This window comes from Nonomuraea aridisoli, from assembly GCF_003236395.1.
Taxonomy (GTDB): domain Bacteria; phylum Actinomycetota; class Actinomycetes; order Streptosporangiales; family Streptosporangiaceae; genus Nonomuraea; species Nonomuraea aridisoli.
This window is the reverse complement of record NZ_POUD01000069.1, coordinates 1-16,880: the sequence shown is the minus strand read 5'-3', so window position 1 is coordinate 16,880 and position 16,880 is coordinate 1. Positions and strand designations below refer to the sequence as shown.

General features: G+C 72.4%; 15 protein-coding genes. 10 read left to right on the top strand and 5 right to left on the bottom strand.

Features of this window, described 5'->3' with window-relative positions; genetic code table 11:
* Nucleotides 1-25 precede the first annotated feature (25 nt).
* A complete protein-coding gene (locus tag C1J01_RS18425; RefSeq protein WP_111180209.1) occupies nt 26-379 on the top strand; it encodes a nucleotide pyrophosphohydrolase in 354 nt (117 codons plus the stop codon).
* A 10-nt stretch (nt 380-389) separates the two neighbouring features.
* Here the strand turns inward: C1J01_RS18425 and C1J01_RS18420 are convergent, their stop codons facing one another.
* Nucleotides 390-1,283, bottom strand: coding sequence for an NmrA family NAD(P)-binding protein (locus C1J01_RS18420; RefSeq protein ID WP_111180208.1), 894 nt, complete (start codon nt 1,281-1,283; stop codon nt 390-392).
* Between the two features lie 66 nt (nt 1,284-1,349).
* Here C1J01_RS18420 and C1J01_RS18415 point away from each other — a divergent pair, with 66 nt between their 5' ends.
* Both C1J01_RS18415 and C1J01_RS18410 read left to right on the top strand, forming a co-directional pair.
* Nucleotides 1,350-1,967 (top strand): TetR/AcrR family transcriptional regulator, encoded by a 618-nt coding sequence (locus tag C1J01_RS18415; protein WP_111180207.1) that lies wholly within the window; start codon nt 1,350-1,352, stop codon nt 1,965-1,967.
* Nucleotides 1,968-2,035: 68 nt separating this feature from the next.
* Nucleotides 2,036-5,239, top strand: a complete 3,204-nt coding sequence (locus C1J01_RS18410) for an AfsR/SARP family transcriptional regulator (protein WP_111180206.1) — start codon at nt 2,036-2,038, stop codon at nt 5,237-5,239.
* Here C1J01_RS18410 and C1J01_RS18405 read toward each other — a convergent pair.
* Nucleotides 5,234-5,686 carry an SRPBCC family protein gene (locus C1J01_RS18405; protein WP_111180205.1) on the bottom strand — a complete coding sequence of 151 codons (453 nt, stop codon included), beginning with the start codon at nt 5,684-5,686 and terminating at the stop codon, nt 5,234-5,236. The two genes, C1J01_RS18410 and C1J01_RS18405, sit on opposite strands and share 6 nt — an antisense overlap.
* Nucleotides 5,687-5,782: 96 nt before the next feature.
* On the opposite strand from C1J01_RS18405, the gene C1J01_RS18400 reads away from it, so the two are divergent.
* The 3 genes from C1J01_RS18400 to C1J01_RS18390 are packed head-to-tail and all read left to right on the top strand — an operon-like array spanning nt 5,783 to nt 8,780.
* Nucleotides 5,783-6,994, top strand: coding sequence for an amidohydrolase family protein (locus C1J01_RS18400; RefSeq protein ID WP_111180204.1), 1,212 nt, complete (start codon nt 5,783-5,785; stop codon nt 6,992-6,994).
* Between the two features lie 55 nt (nt 6,995-7,049).
* Nucleotides 7,050-8,081, top strand: a complete 1,032-nt coding sequence (locus tag C1J01_RS18395; RefSeq protein WP_111180203.1) for an alpha/beta hydrolase — start codon at nt 7,050-7,052, stop codon at nt 8,079-8,081.
* A gap of 18 nt (nt 8,082-8,099) precedes the next feature.
* Nucleotides 8,100-8,780, top strand: coding sequence for a helix-turn-helix domain-containing protein (locus C1J01_RS18390; protein WP_235854516.1), 681 nt, complete (start codon nt 8,100-8,102; stop codon nt 8,778-8,780).
* Here C1J01_RS18390 and C1J01_RS18385 read toward each other — a convergent pair.
* Nucleotides 8,764-9,402, bottom strand: a complete 639-nt coding sequence (locus C1J01_RS18385) for an alpha-ketoglutarate-dependent dioxygenase AlkB family protein (protein WP_235854515.1) — start codon at nt 9,400-9,402, stop codon at nt 8,764-8,766. The two genes, C1J01_RS18390 and C1J01_RS18385, sit on opposite strands and share 17 nt — an antisense overlap.
* Nucleotides 9,403-9,487: 85 nt before the next feature.
* Between C1J01_RS18385 and C1J01_RS18380 the strand changes: the two genes are divergently transcribed.
* Nucleotides 9,488-10,294, top strand: coding sequence for an alpha/beta hydrolase (locus C1J01_RS18380; RefSeq protein WP_111180202.1), 807 nt, complete (start codon nt 9,488-9,490; stop codon nt 10,292-10,294).
* A gap of 904 nt (nt 10,295-11,198) precedes the next feature.
* Nucleotides 11,199-11,819, top strand: coding sequence for a TIGR03086 family metal-binding protein (locus C1J01_RS18375; protein ID WP_181448828.1), 621 nt, complete (start codon nt 11,199-11,201; stop codon nt 11,817-11,819).
* Nucleotides 11,820-12,108: 289 nt separating this feature from the next.
* Here C1J01_RS18375 and C1J01_RS18370 read toward each other — a convergent pair whose 3' ends face one another.
* Nucleotides 12,109-12,570, bottom strand: coding sequence for a MerR family transcriptional regulator (locus C1J01_RS18370; RefSeq protein WP_328589647.1), 462 nt, complete (start codon nt 12,568-12,570; stop codon nt 12,109-12,111).
* On the opposite strand from C1J01_RS18370, the gene C1J01_RS18365 reads away from it, so the two are divergent.
* A complete protein-coding gene (locus C1J01_RS18365) occupies nt 12,569-13,372 on the top strand; it encodes an aminotransferase class IV family protein (protein ID WP_111180200.1) in 804 nt (267 codons plus the stop codon). The two genes, C1J01_RS18370 and C1J01_RS18365, sit on opposite strands and share 2 nt — an antisense overlap.
* Before the next feature lie 531 nt (nt 13,373-13,903).
* On the opposite strand, the gene recQ is transcribed toward C1J01_RS18365, so the two are convergent.
* Nucleotides 13,904-15,715, bottom strand: coding sequence for a DNA helicase RecQ (recQ, locus tag C1J01_RS18360; protein WP_111180199.1), 1,812 nt, complete (start codon nt 15,713-15,715; stop codon nt 13,904-13,906).
* Nucleotides 15,716-16,728: 1,013 nt separating this feature from the next.
* On the opposite strand from recQ, the gene C1J01_RS53110 reads away from it, so the two are divergent.
* Nucleotides 16,729-16,863 carry a hypothetical protein gene (locus C1J01_RS53110; protein ID WP_268958720.1) on the top strand — a complete coding sequence of 45 codons (135 nt, stop codon included), beginning with the start codon at nt 16,729-16,731 and terminating at the stop codon, nt 16,861-16,863.
* Nucleotides 16,864-16,880 lie beyond the last annotated feature (17 nt).

Genomic DNA, 16,880 nt, shown 5'->3' with positions numbered 1-16,880 from the left:
GGCGGGATCGGTAGGGTCCTGTGGCGTGACGACTGAGCTGGAGGGGCTGGCCGAGCGGTTGCGGGAGTTCGCGCGGGTGCGGGAGTGGGAGCAGTTCCACACGCCGAAGAACCTCGCGATGGCGCTGGCGGGCGAGGTCGGGGAGCTGGTGGCGGAGTTCCAGTGGCTGACGGCCGAGGAGTCGCGCAGCCCCGATCCGGAGACGCTCGCCCGCATGCGTACGGAGCTGGGCGACGTGACGCTTTACCTCGTGCGGCTGGCCGACGTCCTGGGCGTCGACCTGATGGCGGCGGCGCGGGCGAAGCTGGCCGACAACGAGCGCCGCTACGACGCCGACCGCTACCGCGGCTCCGCCCGCAAGGCCCCGCCCACCGCCTGACCCGCGAATATCAGGCGGCCCGCAGCGCGGGCTTGAGGGTCTCCTCGCACCACTGCCGGAACGTCGTGGGCGTGTCGGCCGCATGTTGCGGCGTGCGGGTGACTCCGGTGTCCAGGCCGTCGTCCTTGGCGATCAGCATCTCCACCATGCCCTGGGCCATGGCCTCGGACATGCCCGCGCCGGTGAGCCGGTCCTTCAGGGCCTGAGCGGGGACCCGCTGGTAGCGCACCGGCGTCCCGAGCACCTCCGACATGACGGCGGCCATGTCGTCGCACGACAGGTCCTCGGGGCCGAGCACCGGCACCTCCTCCTGGCCGGACCACGAGGTGTCGAGCAGCAGGCGGGCGGCGACGGCGGCGATGTCGCGGGTGGCGGCGGTGGGCGCCTTCCGGTCGGGGGCGATCATGTCGAAGAACACCCCCTGCTCCTTGATGACCTGCGCCTGCCGTAGCACGTTCTCCATGAACGACGGCAGGGCCAGCGCCCGCAACGCCACGCCGGTGCCGGCGATCAGGTCGTCCATGGCCAGTGACGCGGTCACGTATCCGGCCCGGCCGGCGTACGGGGTGGTGCGGCCCAGGGCGCTGACGCTCACCACGCGCTTGACGCCCCGCTCGCGCATCGCCTCGGCCGCGGGACGGGTGAAACCGACGTAGGCCTCCTCGACGCTCGGGGCGCGGTGGTCGGTCGGCAGCAGCCAGAACACCGCGTCGGCGCCCTCGAACGCGCGGGCGACGACCTGCGGATCGCCGTGAGAGCCTGGGACGACCTCCACCTGGTCACGGACGTCGGCGGACAGCCTGGCCGGGTCGCGCACGATGACGCGAACCGGCTCGTCGAAGGCCAGTACGTTGTCGAGAACCTGGTGTCCGATGTTTCCGGTTGGGGCGGTGATAACGATCATGAGGGATCTCCCGAGAATGCGCGAACAAGTAAACTCTACCGTACCGTTTACTTTTTTGGGACGCCCATGAGCACCCAGCGGCGTGGCGAGGAACTCCGCCGCCACATCCTGTTCGTGGCCAAGGACGTGTTCCTCGAGACCGGTTACGAACGCGCGTCGATGGACGCCGTCGCGGTCCGCGCGGGAACGTCCAAAAGGTCGCTGTACGCGCACTTCGAGAGCAAGGACAAGCTGCTCCTCGCCGTCATGGACCTCGTGCGTGAGCTGTACCTGGGCCGGCTGAAGACCCCTGACGCGTACGCCGAGGACCCCATGGAGGCGGTGACGCTGTTCTGCGGCCGGTTCCTGCAGCTGATGGCGTGGGAGCCGCAGGTGCGGACCTGCCGCCTGAGCATCGCCGAGGCCGAACGGCTGCCCGGCAGCTCGCGCGCGTACTTCGACGCCGTCTTCGCCAGCACCTACGAGCGGCTGGGCGGCTACCTCGCCGAACGGCTCGGGATGGACCGCGCGGAGGGCGCGGCGCTCGCGGAGGACCTGCTCGGCCGCACCGTGCTGCCCCGGCTGCTGCGCAGGCTGCTCAACGTGGAGGAGGTGAGCGACGCCGCGCCCGAGCCCGAGACGCTGGCCGAGGACGTCGACCTGGACACGATCCGCCGGACGGTCTCCGCGATCCTGGCCGGCTGAACCCCCGCAAAAGGGACGCCCGGGAAAAGGGCGGCATTGCCGGTACGGGCCCGCATAAGGTGGCGAGCATGCGATTCGGGGTGCTGGGCCCACTGGCCGTCTGGACCGACGCGGGGGAGCCCGTCACGATCCCCGGCCTCAAGGTACGCGCGCTGCTGGTGGACCTGCTCGTCCACGAGGGCCATCCGGTCTCGGTGGACCGGCTGGTCGACGACCTGTGGGGCGACGAGCCGCCGGCGAATCCGGCGGGCGCGCTGCAGGTGCGGGTCTCGCAGCTGCGCAAGGCGTTCGAGGACGCCGAGCCCGGCGGCAAGAACCTCGTCGTCTCCCGCGCACCCGGCTACCTGCTGCGCTGCGACGACGGCGCGCTCGACGCCGCCCGGTTCGCCGGCCTGCTCGCCGAGGCCGAGGCCGCGACCAGCCCGCGCACGAAGGCCGAGCTGCTGGCCGGCGCGCTGGCCCTGTGGCGCGGCCCGGCGTACGCGGACTTCGCCGACGAGGAGTACACCCGTTCGGCCATCCTCCGACTGGAGGAGCAGCGGCTGTCGGCGCTGGAGCAGCACGCGGAGGCGCGGCTGGAGCTCGGCGAGCACGGCCTGCTCGTCGGCGAGCTGGGCGACCTGGTGGCCCGCCACCCGCTCAGGGAACGCCTGCGCGCCGTCCATATGCGCGTCCTCTACCGGGCCGGCCGCCAGAGCGAGGCCCTCGCGAGTTACGGCGAGCTGCGCGAACGGCTGTCGGAGGAGCTCGGCCTCGACCCGGGGCCCGAGCTGGTCGCCCTCCACCAGGCGATCCTCGGCCAGGACCCGGCGCTGAGCGTGCCCGCGGAACGCCCGGTGACCAACCTGCCCGCCTCCGTCAGCAGGCTCATCGGCCGGGAGGAGGCCCTGGCCGAGGTGAGCGCGCTGGTCACCGAGGAACGGCTGGTCACGCTCACCGGCAGCGGCGGCGTCGGCAAGACCAGGCTGGCGGTGGAGGTGGCGAGCCGACTGCTCGACACGTACCCGGACGGCGCCTGGCTCGTCGCGCTCGACCAGTCGTCCCGGTCGCCCGCCGAGGCCGTCATCGCGGCCCTCGACATCAGGGAGGACGCCTCCGGCGGCTCCCCGGCCGGGCACCTGGTCGCCGCGCTCAAGCCCCGGCGCGCGCTGCTCGTGCTGGACAACTGCGAGCACGTCGTCGAGCAGGTCGCCGAGCTGGCCGAGACGCTGCTGCGGGGCTGTCCCGAGCTGCGCGTCCTGGCCACCAGCCGCGAGCCGTTGGCCGTGGCCGGCGAGGTGTTGTGGAGCGTGCCGCCGCTCGGCGTGCCCGCCGCCGCCGACCTGGCCACCATGGCCCGCTCCGACGCCGTACGGCTCTTCGTCGCCAGGGCCGCCGCGTCCGCCCGCGGGTTCTCGCTCGACGCCTCCAACGCGCAGGCGGTCGCGCAGCTCTGCCGGCGGCTCGACGGCATCCCGCTGGCGCTGGAGCTGGCCGCGACCCGGGTGCGCGCGCTCGGCGTGCACGGCGTGGTCGCCCGGCTGGACGACCGGTTCCGGCTGCTCGCCTCCGGGCAGCGCGGGGCCCCGGCCCGGCAGCAGACGCTCACTGCGGTGATCGACTGGAGCTGGGACCTGCTGTCCGGCGACGAACGCAGGGTGCTGCGCCGCCTCGCTGCGCACGCCGACGGCTGCACGCTGGAGGCCGCCGAAGCCGTCTGCGCCCTCGCCGGCGTCGCCGACGCGGCGCCGACGCCCGCCTACGGCGACCCGGCTGGTCCAGGGCCGGGCGACGCGGCGGGGACCGAGCTGGACGTGCTGGATCTGCTGGCGCGGCTGGTCGACCGGTCGCTCGTCGTGGTCGCCGACGCGCCGACCGGCATGCGCTACCGGCTGCTGGAGTCGGTCTCCGCGTACTGCCTGGCCCGGATGACCGACGCCGGCGAGCTCGACCGCGTACGCCTCGCGCACCTGCGCCACTACCTGGAGCTCGCCGAACGCGCCGAGCCCGAGCTGTACGCGCACGACCAGCGCGACTGGCTGCTGCGCCTGGACGCCGAGGCCGCCAACATGCGGGCCGCCCTCGACACGGCGGTGGCCCACGGCGACGCCGGCGCCGCCGCCCGGCTGGTGAACGCGCTCGCCTGGTACTGGTTCCTGCGCGGCAGGCCGGCCGAGGCCCGGCGCTCGCTGGAGACGGCCCTGTCCGTGCCGCCCACGCCCGGCGTCGAGGCCGTACGCGCGCGGGCGGCCGCCTGGCAGGCCGCGTTCGCGCTGCTCGCCGGCGAGCACGTCGACTGGCGCCCGGTGCTGGAGGCCGTCCCCGACCGGCGCGAACGGGCCAGGGCCGAGGTGTTCGTCGGCATGCACGTCGAGGACATCGCGACCGGGCAGGAGCTGACGGAGCGGGCACTGGCCACCTTCCGGGAGGTCGGCGACAAGTGGGGCGTCGCGGTCGCGCTCGTCCGGCACGCCATGGACGCCTTCACCCGCCGCGACCACGAGGCCCTGGAACGGATCGGCACCGAGAGCGCCCGCCTGTTCACCGAGCTGGGCGACCGGTGGGGCCTGCTGCGCGCCACCGAGTGGCTGGCCTCGCTGGCCGAGATGAGGAAGGACGCCGAGCAGGCCGCCCGGCTGTTCGGCGAGGGCCTGCGGATGGCGGAGGACCTGGGGCTGTGGCCGGAGGTCGCCTCGCACACCGCCTGGCTCGGCTGGGTCGCGCTCGGCAAGGGCGACTACGACACCGCCGTCGAGATCTGCGAGCGGGCGCTGAAGCTGGCCACAGCCCAGGGCTATTCGCGGAACACGAGCATGGCCGAGATGGGTCTCGCCTTCGCCGCGCGCCGGGCCGGGCGGTACGACCTGGCGGAGAAGCACCTGAACCACCTGCTCGAAGGGCTGTCGCGCGACCCCGGCGGCGACTTCGCGATGCACCTCCCGGACACCCTGATCGAGCTCGGCTACCTCACGGAGCTGCGCGGCGACGCCGACGCGGCCATGCGGCTGCACCTGGAGGCGCTGGGCCTGGCGCGCAAGGTCGGCGACCCCGCGACGACGGTGTTCGCCGTGGAGGGCGCGGCGGCCGCCGCGAGCCCCGAGCAGGCGGCCAGGCTCCTCGGGCTGGCGGACGCCGCCAGGCGGCACAACCAGACGCCGGCCGGCCTGTCGGAGCGTCACGACATCGACCGCGCCGCCTCCCGGGCCCGCGCGGCCCTCGGCGACGAGGCGTTCGAGGCCGCGTACGCGCAGGGGGCCGCCGGCAAGCTGGACGACGTCGAGAAGCTGCTATGACCCGCGTTCGAGGTCGGCGGCGAGGCGGTCGAAGAACTCGATCCAGCCCGCCCTGGCCTGCTCGGCGTGCCGGTCGTCGGTGTTGACGCCGTACTGGTGGAAGCGCATCTCGGTCCCGCCGTCCGCGTCGGTCAGCTCGACGGTGACCACGGAGGCGGGGCCGTCGCCGGGCGCGTCGGGGTCGCCGGTGGTGAACACCAGCCGCGCCTGCGGCACCACCTCGCGGTACGTTCCGTCCAGCGTCACCTCGAACCCCTCCTCGCCCACGAGCGTGGCCCGCCACACGCCGCCCGGCCAGGCGTCCAGGGTGATCCGGCCCACCGGCGTGGTCAGCGGCGGCGGCCCGAACCAGCGCGAGAACCGCTCCGGCTCGGTCCAGGAGGCCCACACCGCCTTCCGGGGAGCGTCGAACAGGCGGGTGATGACGTACTCGGCGGTCGGCGTCATGGCGGCGGTCCTTCCTCTGGGCGACGCCTCCACGGTGCCCGCCGGTGCTTACGATGCCCTTCTCACCTCCTTAAGGCGCGTGGCACGCTGGGACGCATGAGGATCATCCGCGCCGCCAAGGTGCTCACGGGACGCCCCGGGGAAGTCATCGAGGACGGCGAGGTCCTCGTCGACGGGGCGACGATCGTCTCCGTCGGCCCGAGAGGGCACGCGGGGGAGGGCGACGTGCTCGACCTGCCGGGCCACACGGTGCTGCCGGGGCTGATCGACGCCCACGTCCACCTGGGGTTCGACGACCGCGTCCACCCGGTGACCCGGCGCAGCCCCGAGAGCGACCACCACCTGCTGCTGCGCATGGCCGAGAACGCCCGCAAGCTCGTCTCCGCCGGCGTCACCACCGCCCGCGACCTCGGCGCGCGCGGCTTCCTCGACATCGCCTTACGCGACGCGATCGAGGAGGGCCTGGCCGTCGGCCCGCACATCGTGGCCGCCACCCGGCCCATCACGATCACCGGCGGTCACTGCTGGTACATGGGCGGCGAGGCCGACGACGAGCCGGCCATCCGCCGCGTCGCCAGGGAGAACCTCCGCGCCGGCGCCGACTGCCTCAAGGTGATGGCCTCCGGCGGCCAGATGACCCCGGGCGCGCCGCCCAGCTGGATCCCCCAGTACCGCACCGAGCAGCTCCGCGTCGTCGTCGAGGAGGCCGCCACCCGCGGCAAGGGCGTCGCCGCCCACGCCCACGCGCACGCCGCGATCCGCAGCGCCGTCGAGGCCGGCGTCACCACCATCGAACACTGCTCGTTCTTCACCCCGTCCGGTCACCGCTACGATCCCGCGCTCGCCGACCTGGTCGCGGCGAGCGGCACGTACGTCTGCCCGACCGTGCACGGCGCGTTCGAACGCATCCGCAAGGTCCACGGCGCCGAGATGCTGGACGCGTGGCTGGCCGGCGTCAGCGCCATGCGCGAGGCCGGTGTCCGGCTCGTCGCCGGCACCGACTCCGGGTTCGCCGTCGGCGGCATCGCCAACGAGACCGACGGGTACGTCGGGGGTCTGGAGGTGTTCGCGATGGCGGGCCACGGCAACGCGGAGATCATCGAGCTGGCCACCGTACGCGCCGCGGACGCCTGCGGGGTCGGACACGTCGCCGGCAGCCTCGACCCCGGCAAACGGGCCGACCTCATAGCGGTCGCCGGCGATCCGCTCGAACGCCTCGCCGACCTGCGCAACATCGCCCTCGTGCTGGTCTCGGGGCGATCCGTCGGCCAGGCGGGCGTCGACACCGTGACGTCGTCCACCGGTTAAGTCCCACCGGTTAAGTCCCACCGGCTGAGTCTCGCCGGCTGAGTGAGGAGATCCCATGCTGCCCTGGTCCGCCGAACTGGCCGGCCGTCTCGACCACCACGTCGTCGACAGCGCCCTGCTGCGCGGCAACCCGCTGGGCGACCCGCACGAGCGGCCGCTCATGGTGTACGTCCCGCCGGGCTACGACGACGCGCCGGATCGCCGCTACCCGGTCGTCTACGTGCTGCAGGGCTACACCGGTCACGTCGCCATGTGGCTGAACCGCACGCCGTTCCGGCAGCCTTACCCGGAGCTGGCCGACGCGGTCTTCGCGGCCGGCGACGTGCCGCCTGTCATCGTCGTGTACGTCGACGCCTGGACGTCCCTCGGCGGCAGTCAGTACCTCGACTCGCCCGCCACCGGCCGTTACTACGCGTACCTGCGCGACGAGATCGTGCCCTGGGTGGACGAGCACTACCGGACGATCCCCGACCGCGACCACCGCGCGGTCACCGGCAAGTCGAGCGGCGGCTACGGCGCCATGGTCACCGCCATGCTGGCCCCCGACGTGTTCGGGGCGCTGGCCACGCACGCCGGCGACGCGCTGTTCGAGGTCTGCAACCGTCCCCGCTTCCCGGACCTGGCCCGCAGGCTGCGCGACATGTACGACGGCTCGTACGAGACCTTCCTGGCCGACTTCCGCGGCAGGCTCGCCGGCACCAAGGAGGGCGACCTCGAACTGCTGGAGACGTACGCCTACGCGGCCGCCTACTCGGCCGACGACGACGGCACCGTACGCCTGCCGTTCGACGACACGGGCGCGGTCGTGCCGGAGGTGTGGCGGCGCTGGGTCGAGCGCGACCCGGTCACGATGGCCGGCCGGCCGGAGTACGCCGAGGCGCTGCGGTCGATGCGCGCGATCTGGGTGGACGCCGGCAAACGGGACGAGTACTTCCTGGATTTCGGCGCCGTGGCGTTCCGCCGGGCGATCGAGGCGGCGGGCGTACCGGATGATCGGGTCTGTTTCGAGCTGTTCGACGCCGGCCACGGCGGCATCGAATACCGCTACCCGCTCGCGCTGGCCTGGCTAGCCCGCCGCCTCTCATAGCCGCGCTACGCTGCCTCAATGACACTGAAGGACCAGGTACGAGAGCTGCGCCGGCAGGGCAAGTCGCCCAAGGAGATCGCCCGCGCGCTCAAGGTCGCCCCGTCGGTCGTCGCGCCGCTCGTGCGCGCCATCGCCGCCGAGACGCCCGACACCGGCGCGGCCGAGGTGGCCGGGTGCTGGATCAACGTCGGCTGGAGCGAGGGGCTCGGCGTCGATCCGGCGCGCGGCTGGGTGGACAAGGAGCCCGAGTCGGGCGGCGGCGGCATGGTCAGCGTGCTCGTCGCGCGGCGGCACGGCTATGACAAGCTGCGCGTCTGCGGCTACCTCGCCGACGTCTACTGCATGGGCGTGAAGAGCGCCATCGGTCCCGACGTGATCGACGACCGCATGCTGAGCCAGTTCCGCGAATACTTCTTCAGCGACTACCGAGGCTGGCAGGAGGCGCCGTTCGACCTGGCTCAGCACCTCGTGCTCGGCTCCATCGACCACGCCCGCGCGCTCGGGTTCGAGCCCGACGGCGCCTTCGAGCACGGGGCCGACCTGCTCGGCGAGTGGGAGGGTGGCTCGGCGATCACGTTCGGCCGCGACGGGAAGCCGTACTACGTGGAGTTCCCCGGCGACGACCCGGCCAAGGTGCTGCGGACGTTGCGCCGCACGCTCTCCGACGACGAGTTCGGCTACGTCACCGCAGGCCGGTGACGCGCAGGGTGAGATTGAGCCGGCCGGAGGCCGGCCCGGTCGCCGGATCGCCGGTGCCCGGGTAGACCTTCGGCACGCCGTGGTAGGCGAAGCGCGACGGCCCGCCGAACACGAACGCGTCACCCGACTCGAGCCGCACGTCGGTGTACGGCCTGCCGCGCGTCTCGGTGTTGCCGAAGCGGAACAGGCAGGCGTCGCCGATGCTCAACGACACCACGGGGGCGTCCGACTCCTCGTCCTTGTCCTGGTGCATGCCCATCTTGGCCTGGCCGTCGTAGAAGTTGATCAGCGCGGTGTCGGGGTCGTACGCGTCCGCTGCGCCGTAGGCGTCGGCGACGGCGCGGCGGCCCAGATCCGCCAGCCACTCGGGGAGCGGGGCGACCGGCTCGCCGTTCACGTCGTCCGCGGTCCGCGTGTACCGGTACGGCTGCCAGTGCCAGCCCAGGCAGACCGTCCGCACCGACATGACCCCGCCCCGGGGCAGCACGGTGTGCCGCATCGGCACCGGCCCCTTCGCCCACGCGCGGCACGCCTCGACCAGGCGCCGCTGCTCGCCGAGCGTCAGCCACCCGGGCAGGTGCACCGCCCCCGGCGCGATCTCTCTGATCGGCAGTGGAATCACCTCTCCAGTCTCCCAGCGCGGGTGGACGATCCTGGGCGGACGGCGTACTTTCGAGCCCCGGAGCGAAGCAGCGTAGGAGCAGAGCATGGCCGAGTCCCGCGAGCACACCTTCACCGGCACCAGGGGCCGCGTCACGGTCCGCGAATGGCCCCATGACGACCCGCGCTACATCGCCCTCCTCTGCCACGGATACGGCGAGCACATCGGCCGCTACGAGTACGTGGCCGACCGGCTCGTCCGCCACGGCGCCGCCGTCTACGGCCCCGACCACATGGGTCACGGCAGGTCGGAGGGCGAACGGGTGCTCATCGACGACTACGAGGACGTGGTCACCGACGTCCACACCGTCGAGGAGCGCGCCAGGGCCGAGCACCCGGGCGTTCCCGTGGTGCTGATCGGCCACTCGATGGGCGGCATGATCGCGGCCCGCTACGCCCAGCGGTACGGCTCCGGCCTGACCGCCCTCGTGCTGTCCGGGCCGGTGATCGGGGAGTGGCAGGTCCTGACCGAGCTGCTGGCGTACCCGGAGCCGCCGGACACCCCGATCGACCCGGCCACGTTGTCACGCGACCTGTCGGTCGGGGCCGCGTACGGCGAGGACCCGCTCGTGTGGCACGGCCCCTTCAAGCGCCGCACCCTGGAGGCCCTGTCGTCCATGCTCGACACGATCCGCAAGAGCGGCACGCTGGGCGCCCTGCCCACCCTGTGGATCCACGGCGAGGACGACCAGCTGGTGCCGCCGGCGGGCAGCCGCATCGGCATCGAGGCCGCCCGCGGTACCGACTTCACCGAGCGCATCTATCCCGCCGCCCGCCACGAGGTCTTCAACGAGACCAACAAGGACGAGGTCCTCGACGACGTCACCACCTTCCTGACCCGCACCCTGCCCTGACGCCCCCCTCTGACGGCGGCCGGCTCGCTCACGGACCGACCGACGGGAAGCGGGCTCGCTCGGGCATCCGCCGACGGGAGAGCCGGCTCGTCCGGGGATTCGTTCGTAGACCGGGCGATGGGGAACGGGCTTGCTCGGGCGTGAGGCGACGGGGAGCCAGACGTGGCCCTTGCCTTGGGCGCGGGTGAGTTCGATCTTCCAGCACCCGGGTTTCGGGAACACGAACCCGGTGCCCCACTCGTCTCCCGGCCGTTCCCAGCTCGACCATCCGTGTTCTTCCGGGCCCCAGGTCCGCTTGGCGGCGGTACCGTCCGGGAGGGTGGCCTTGATCGTGAGCGGCCCCTCGCCGGTCATCCGCCACACGATCTTGACTTCCTGACCCGGGAGAGCGGCGCATCCCTGACGAACAGCAGCCCCCAGAGCTCGGCGTCCCGCGACGTCCCCTTCACCTCGGGGAAGCCCTCCCCGAGGATCACCCTGCTCCCGTTGCACCCGCCACCGGCGACCACCGGCACAGGACTGCCACTCCCACTCCGAGCCTCAGGACTGGCCCCGTCGCCCTGCCGCGCCCCCGCACCGGCACTGGGCGTCGAACCGCCGCTCGGCCCCGCACTCGTGCTCGGCCCCGCACTGGCGCTCGGTGCCGCGCCCGTGCTCGACACTGGGCCCTCGCCGCCACTTGGGCTGGGATTCGACCCCGCTGCCCGCTCGGTGGCCGGTGTCCCGGCGCCGCACCCCGCGGACATCAGCCCCACGCCCGCCAGCAGCAGCGCCGCCACCCCACCCATCCATGCTCTGGTCACCATCGAACCTCCTCACCCTCACCACTCCGCAACAGCTCGGGAGGTTCTGCGGGCCGATGACTTTCCCCGCACGTACGGGTCTCCTTTGGCAAGGAGGCGATATGGGCGAGTACGGACGACCGTTGGCAGCAGGCGTGGCGCTCCTGGAACGCGCGATCGACTACACCCTCGGCAGCCTGCACAGCGTCACCCCGGCCGCCCTCTGCCGCGCCACACCCTGCTCGGACTGGAACCTCCGCCACCTGCTGGAACACCTGGACGACTCCCTTCACACCCTGACCCAAGCCGCCACCGGCCACGTCGCGGGCTGCCCCCACACCACCGAGGACCCGCGCGACCCGGCGCCGACCGGCGCCAACCCGGCGCTGCTCGTCAGGGACGGGGCCACCGAGATGCTGGGACGGTGGACGGCCGCGGGAGACGGCGGCGGCGCCGGGACGGTCTGCGTCGCGGATCGCCGGCTGACCGGCCCGATGGTGGCAGCGGCGGGCGCGATCGAGATCGCCGTGCACGGCTGGGACGTGGCCAGAGCGTGCGGCGAACACCGTCCGATCCCGCCCCTCATGGCCGAGGAACTGCTCGACCTGGCCCTTCTCTTCGTGACGTGCGCCGACCGCCTGTCCAGGTTCGCCCCGCCGGTGGCCGTGCCCGCGTACGCGCCCGCGCAGGACCACCTGCTCGCCCACCTCGGTCGCGACCCTGACTGGTTCGCCCATAATTGACCTGTTTCGACTCCGCATCACCGCCTCACAGGTCGTACGATCTCCTAGAGGAAAAGTCACGGCGTTCCCTATGGGCGCCGGTGGGCGAACCACGCACGTCCCCGCCGACACGATGACACCGATGGGCCCGGCCATCCCGGGACGACCACGCAGGACACCGTGCCGAGGGCGCGACCCCGTCCGGCCAGGCCCGCACAAGGCGGGACCCTGACGGCCGCGGACGGGCCGGCCAACGTGGTGGCGACGACCGTTCTTCGTGCGGCCGTCGCCACCACCCCGCGGGGCTCGATCAGGATCGCGTCAGGAAGCCGGCGAGAGTGCTGCGGCTGCGCTGGAGGTCGTCAATGCGGTCGTCCATGGCCGCCAGCTCGTCGTTGAGGATGTCCCACAGCTCCGCGCACCACTCGATGTCCGGGCGCTCGCCCCGCGCGCACGGCAGCACCTCACGGATCACCTCCGTGGACAGGCCCGCCCGCAGCAGCGCGCGCACCTGCCGCACGGTGACCACGGAGTCGTCGTCGTAGTGGCGATAACCGTTGGACCCACGCCTGACGTCGAGCAACCCCTGCGCTTCGTAATAGCGCAGCAGCCGCGTACTGACCCCGGTTCGCCGCGACAATTCCCCGATCAGCATGTGACCCCGCCCCAACCACAGGTTGACCTTGTCATCGATGTGAAGCCCTAACGTCGCCTCCGTGGCGACCATTCCGGTCCGGTCGTCCTTCGATGTCGTCTTGCGGGAGTGCCACATGTCCACTTTTGTCGTGCAACGTAATGGTCGCGCGGCGAGCGCCGAGGAGCTGGCGCCGCTCGCCTTCGCGGGCTATGCCCACTTCACCGCCATGCAGGTGCGTGAGGGCCGGGTACGCGGTCTCGATCTCCACCTGGAGCGGTTGCGGTCCGCCTCCATGGAGCTCTTCGGCCGGGCCCTGCCCGACGATCGGGTACGGACCTGCCTGCGGGCGGCGCTTCAGGCCGGCCCGGCTGATCTGTCGCTGACGGCGACGGTGTACTCGCCGGCGGGCGAATTCACCGTGGCCGGGGATGACGTGGAGCCGGAACTGCTCGTCCGCACCGGACCTGCCGCCTCCGGCCCGCGAGGACCGCTCGCCCTGGCGGCCGTCGAGTACGAACGGGTGCTCCCGGCCGTGAAGCACGTCGGAGAGGTGGCCAAGACCTACTTCCTCCGCCAGGCCGCCCACCAAGGCTTCGACGACGCGGCCTTCGTCGACCGTCGGGGCCGGCTCAGCGAAGGATCGATCTGGAACCTCGCCTTCTGGGACGGCACCGCGGTGGTGTGGCCCGAGGCCGCGATGCTGGGCGGCACCACGATGGCCATCGTCCGCCGCCGGCTGGATCGCCTCGGCGTGCCCCAGCGCGTCCAGGAGATCACGCTCACCGACCTGCCGGCCCTGTCGGGCGCCGTGGTCATGAACTCATGGACCCCCGGCGTGCCGGTACATCGCATCGGTCCCGTACCCCTGCCCGAAGCCCCATCTTTCGTCCACCTGCTCCACCACGCCTACCGGAACGAACCGCCGACCACGCCATGAAGCAACGGGCCGCTGCCTGCACGGCAACCGGCCGCCTGCCCGCTGAGGCACGGCGGCATGCCCGTCGCGAACGATCCGCGCCGGCCTCAACCCCCGGACGCCGCCGCCACCGAACGGCGCATCCTGGAGGAAGAGCCGCGGCCAGCCGACGCCAACCCCAGTACCAGCGTGATCACGCGCCAATGGGGCGTAGCGATGGATGGCCGTTCACCCGCCCCGCCCCACCGAACGCCACCGCAACACGCGCAGCTCACTCGGACGCCAACAGACCGGCGAGCCCCATTACGCGAGCGGGTGGCCACATCCCCTGTCCACCGTGTGCAGGGATACCACTCGCATGCGCTGATCTCCTTCGACCCTGTTCAAGGCGTCACGCGCGTGCGGTGATCCCCTTGGGCGGTCTTCAGGGCGTCGCGTGCGTGCGGTGATCGCCTTGGGCCGGACTCAAGGCGTCACCTGCATGCGGTGATCGCCTTGCCGTGTTCGGGGTGCCATTCGCCTGCGCACATCCCTGTGGATGTTCGACCAGGGTCACGTGGTGGCCTGTAGCGTTTCGAGGACTTGTTCGCCGTATTTGGCGAGTTTGTTTTCGCCGACGCCGTTGACCGTGCTCAGCTCGGACAGGGAGGACGGGGCGCGGGTCGCGATCTCGCGCAGCGTGGCGTCGTGGAAGATGACGTACGCCGGCACGCCCTGCTCCTTGGCGACCCCGGCGCGCCAGGCACGCAGGCGCTCGAAGACGGGGGCGGCCTCCGCCGGCAGCTCGGCCGCGGCCTGGCCCTTGGCGGGGGAGGAGACCTTCGCGCGGGCGGGGCGCAGGGTGTCGCGGCGCAGCAGCACCTGACGCTCGCCCTTCAGCACGGCCGAGCTCGCCTCGGTCAGCACCAGCGCCCCGTAGTCGGACTCCACCGCGAGCAGCCCCTGCGCCAGCAGCTGCCGCACCACGCCGTGCCACTCCGCGTTGCCCAGGTCGGCGCCGACGCCGAAGACCTTCAGCGTGTCGTGGCCGTGCTGCAGCACCTTGGCGGTCTTCTTGCCGAGCAGGATGTCGACCACCTGCCCCACGCCGAACTTCTGCCGCCGCTCGTTGGCCAGCCGCCACACGGCGGACAGCACCTTCTGGGCGGCGACCGTGCCGTCCCACGACTCGGGCGGGGTCTGGCAGGTGTCGCAGTTTCCGCACGGCTGCGAGCCCTGCTGGCCGAAGTAGTCGAGCAGCATCACCCGGCGGCAGCTCACGGTCTCGCACAGCGCCAGCATCGCGTCGAGGTGGAGCACCTGACGGCGGCGGTGGGCGTCGTCGCCCTCCAGCGCCATGCGCCGGTGTTGCACGACGTCCTGCAGACCGTAGGCCATCCACGCGGTGGCGGGCAGGCCGTCGCGGCCCGCCCGGCCGGTCTCCTGGTAGTAGCCCTCCACCGACTTGGGCAGGTCGAGGTGGGCGACGAACCGCACGTCGGGCTTGTCGATGCCCATGCCGAACGCGATCGTGGCCACCACGATCAGGCCGTCTTCGCGCAGGAAACGGGCCTGGTGGTGGGCGCGGGTGGCGGCGTCGAGGCCCGCGTGGTAGGGCACCGCGGCGATGCCGTTGTCGTTGAGGAACTCGGCGATCTTCTCCACCGAGGAGCGCGACAGGCAGTAGACGATGCCGGAGTCGCCCTGATGCTCCTCGCGCAGGAACTCCAGGAGCTGGCGCTTCGGCTCGCTCTTGGCGGTGATGCGGTAGTGGATGTTGGGCCGGTCGAAGCCGGCCACGAAGTGGCGGGCCTGGTCGAGGCCGAGCCGGGAGGAAATCTCGGCGTGGGTCGCGGGAGTGGCGGTGGCCGTCAGCGCGATGCGCGGCACGTCGGGCCAGAGCTCACGCAGCTTGGACAGCTCCAGGTAGTCGGGGCGGAAGTCGTGACCCCACTGCGCCACGCAGTGGGCCTCGTCGATGGCGAACACCGAGATGTCGCCCTTGCCCAGCAGCCGCAGCGTGGCCTCCAGGCGCAGCCGCTCGGGCGCGAGGTAGAGCAGGTCGAGCTCGCCCGCCAGGAACTCCGACTCGACGAGCTGCCGCTCGTCGAAGCCCTGCGTCGAGTTGAGGAACCCCGCCCGCACGCCCAGCGCCCGCAGCGCGTCGACCTGGTCCTGCATCAACGCGATCAGCGGGGAGATGACCACGCCGACGCCGCGGCGGACCAGCGCCGGGATCTGGTAGCACAGCGACTTGCCGCCGCCGGTGGGCATCAGGACGAGCGCGTCGCCGCCGTCCACGACGTGGTCGATGATCTCCTGCTGGCCCGCCCGGAACGAGTCGTAGCCGAACACGCGGTGCAGAACGTCGGAGGGGGTATCCATGCGGCTACCTTACGTGTTCGGGGGTGAACGGATCGTCATTTCCGCCGACGGCGGACGCGGCCTCCGCGGCCCGCGAATCGGCCGGTACGCACTACCGTACTCACGCCTGCGCCCCCTCCGTACGCCCACCGCCGTCACGGGAACGACGCCGCCTCCATACGCCACCACCGTCACCGGAACGACGCGGCTTCCGTCCGCCTACCGCCGCCGGCACGCTCCCCATCGCCCGGAGGAACGCCCCGCCGGCTCGCCCACCGCCGTCGGCGCGCTCGGTGCTGCTCGTCCTTCCGCCGTCTCCGGCAGGAGGGTTCGTGCCGGCACGCCGTCACGATTCCCCGCCACCGCCAGTAGGAAGGCCCGAGCTCGGGTGCCCGCCACCGGCAGAACGCCCGCCGCCGCTCGTGCGCTCGGCCCCGCCCGTAGGAGGGCCCGAACCGGAACGCTCGTCACCGGGGGAACGCCTGCCGTCAGTATGCTCGCCGTCGCCGACAGAACGGCCCGGGCCGAGGCGGTCGGCGCCACGGAAAGGTTCGCGGTCACGGATAGGTGCGTCGCCGCCGGAGGGATGGCTCGGCTCAGGGCGGCCGACACCGCCCGAGGGCCCGATGTCGCTGGAAGGCCGACCACCGCCGTCGCCTGAAGGTTGGTTGTTGCCTGAAGGTTCGGTGTCGTTGGAAGGTCGGCTTCCGCCCGAGGGTTCGCTGTTGCCAGGAGGCCGATTGTCGCGGGAGGGCTCACCTCCGCCGGGAGGTCGGCTGCTGCTGAAGGGTGCGGTGTCGCCAGTAGGCCGGCCCGCGCCGGAGAGTTCGCTGTCGGCGGCTTCGTCGCGGGGGCGGCCGTCTCGTTCGTACGCGATCAAAGACAGGGCGCCGAGGGCGCAGGCGGCGGCTACCGCTCCCATCACGGCCGGGTGGCCGGCCACCTGGGCGAGTCCGGCCGCCAGCAGTGGCGCGACCGCCTTCGCCACCGTGATCGGCAACGCCAGGGCCCCGCTCAGCGACGCGTAAGCCGCGGTGCCGTACCGGTCGGCCATCAACGCGGGACGGGTCGTCCGCACCTACCTGCGCGGCACCCTCGTCGCCGAGAACGGCCGGCCCTTGGACCTCCGCTCCGGCCGCTTCCTGCCGGGCGCCGGTGCCGTCGCCTGATCATCGACCGATGCCAA

Bases quoted from the DNA above. Each gene is read 5' to 3' on its own strand.
- C1J01_RS18375 (WP_181448828.1), top strand. From the start codon at position 11,199: ATGGGCGAGTACGGACGACCGTTGGCAGCAGGCGTGGCGCTCCTGGAA.
- C1J01_RS18415 (WP_111180207.1), top strand. From the start codon at position 1,350: ATGAGCACCCAGCGGCGTGGCGAGGAACTCCGCCGCCACATCCTGTTC.
- C1J01_RS18390 (WP_235854516.1), top strand. From the start codon at position 8,100: ATGACACTGAAGGACCAGGTACGAGAGCTGCGCCGGCAGGGCAAGTCG.
- recQ (WP_111180199.1), bottom strand. From the start codon at position 15,715: ATGGATACCCCCTCCGACGTTCTGCACCGCGTGTTCGGCTACGACTCG.
- C1J01_RS18365 (WP_111180200.1), top strand. From the start codon at position 12,569: ATGTCCACTTTTGTCGTGCAACGTAATGGTCGCGCGGCGAGCGCCGAG.
- C1J01_RS18370 (WP_328589647.1), bottom strand. From the start codon at position 12,570: ATGTGGCACTCCCGCAAGACGACATCGAAGGACGACCGGACCGGAATG.
- C1J01_RS18405 (WP_111180205.1), bottom strand. From the start codon at position 5,686: ATGACGCCGACCGCCGAGTACGTCATCACCCGCCTGTTCGACGCTCCC.
- C1J01_RS18395 (WP_111180203.1), top strand. From the start codon at position 7,050: ATGCTGCCCTGGTCCGCCGAACTGGCCGGCCGTCTCGACCACCACGTC.
- C1J01_RS18420 (WP_111180208.1), bottom strand. From the start codon at position 1,283: ATGATCGTTATCACCGCCCCAACCGGAAACATCGGACACCAGGTTCTC.
- C1J01_RS18410 (WP_111180206.1), top strand. From the start codon at position 2,036: ATGCGATTCGGGGTGCTGGGCCCACTGGCCGTCTGGACCGACGCGGGG.
- C1J01_RS18380 (WP_111180202.1), top strand. From the start codon at position 9,488: ATGGCCGAGTCCCGCGAGCACACCTTCACCGGCACCAGGGGCCGCGTC.
- C1J01_RS18400 (WP_111180204.1), top strand. From the start codon at position 5,783: ATGAGGATCATCCGCGCCGCCAAGGTGCTCACGGGACGCCCCGGGGAA.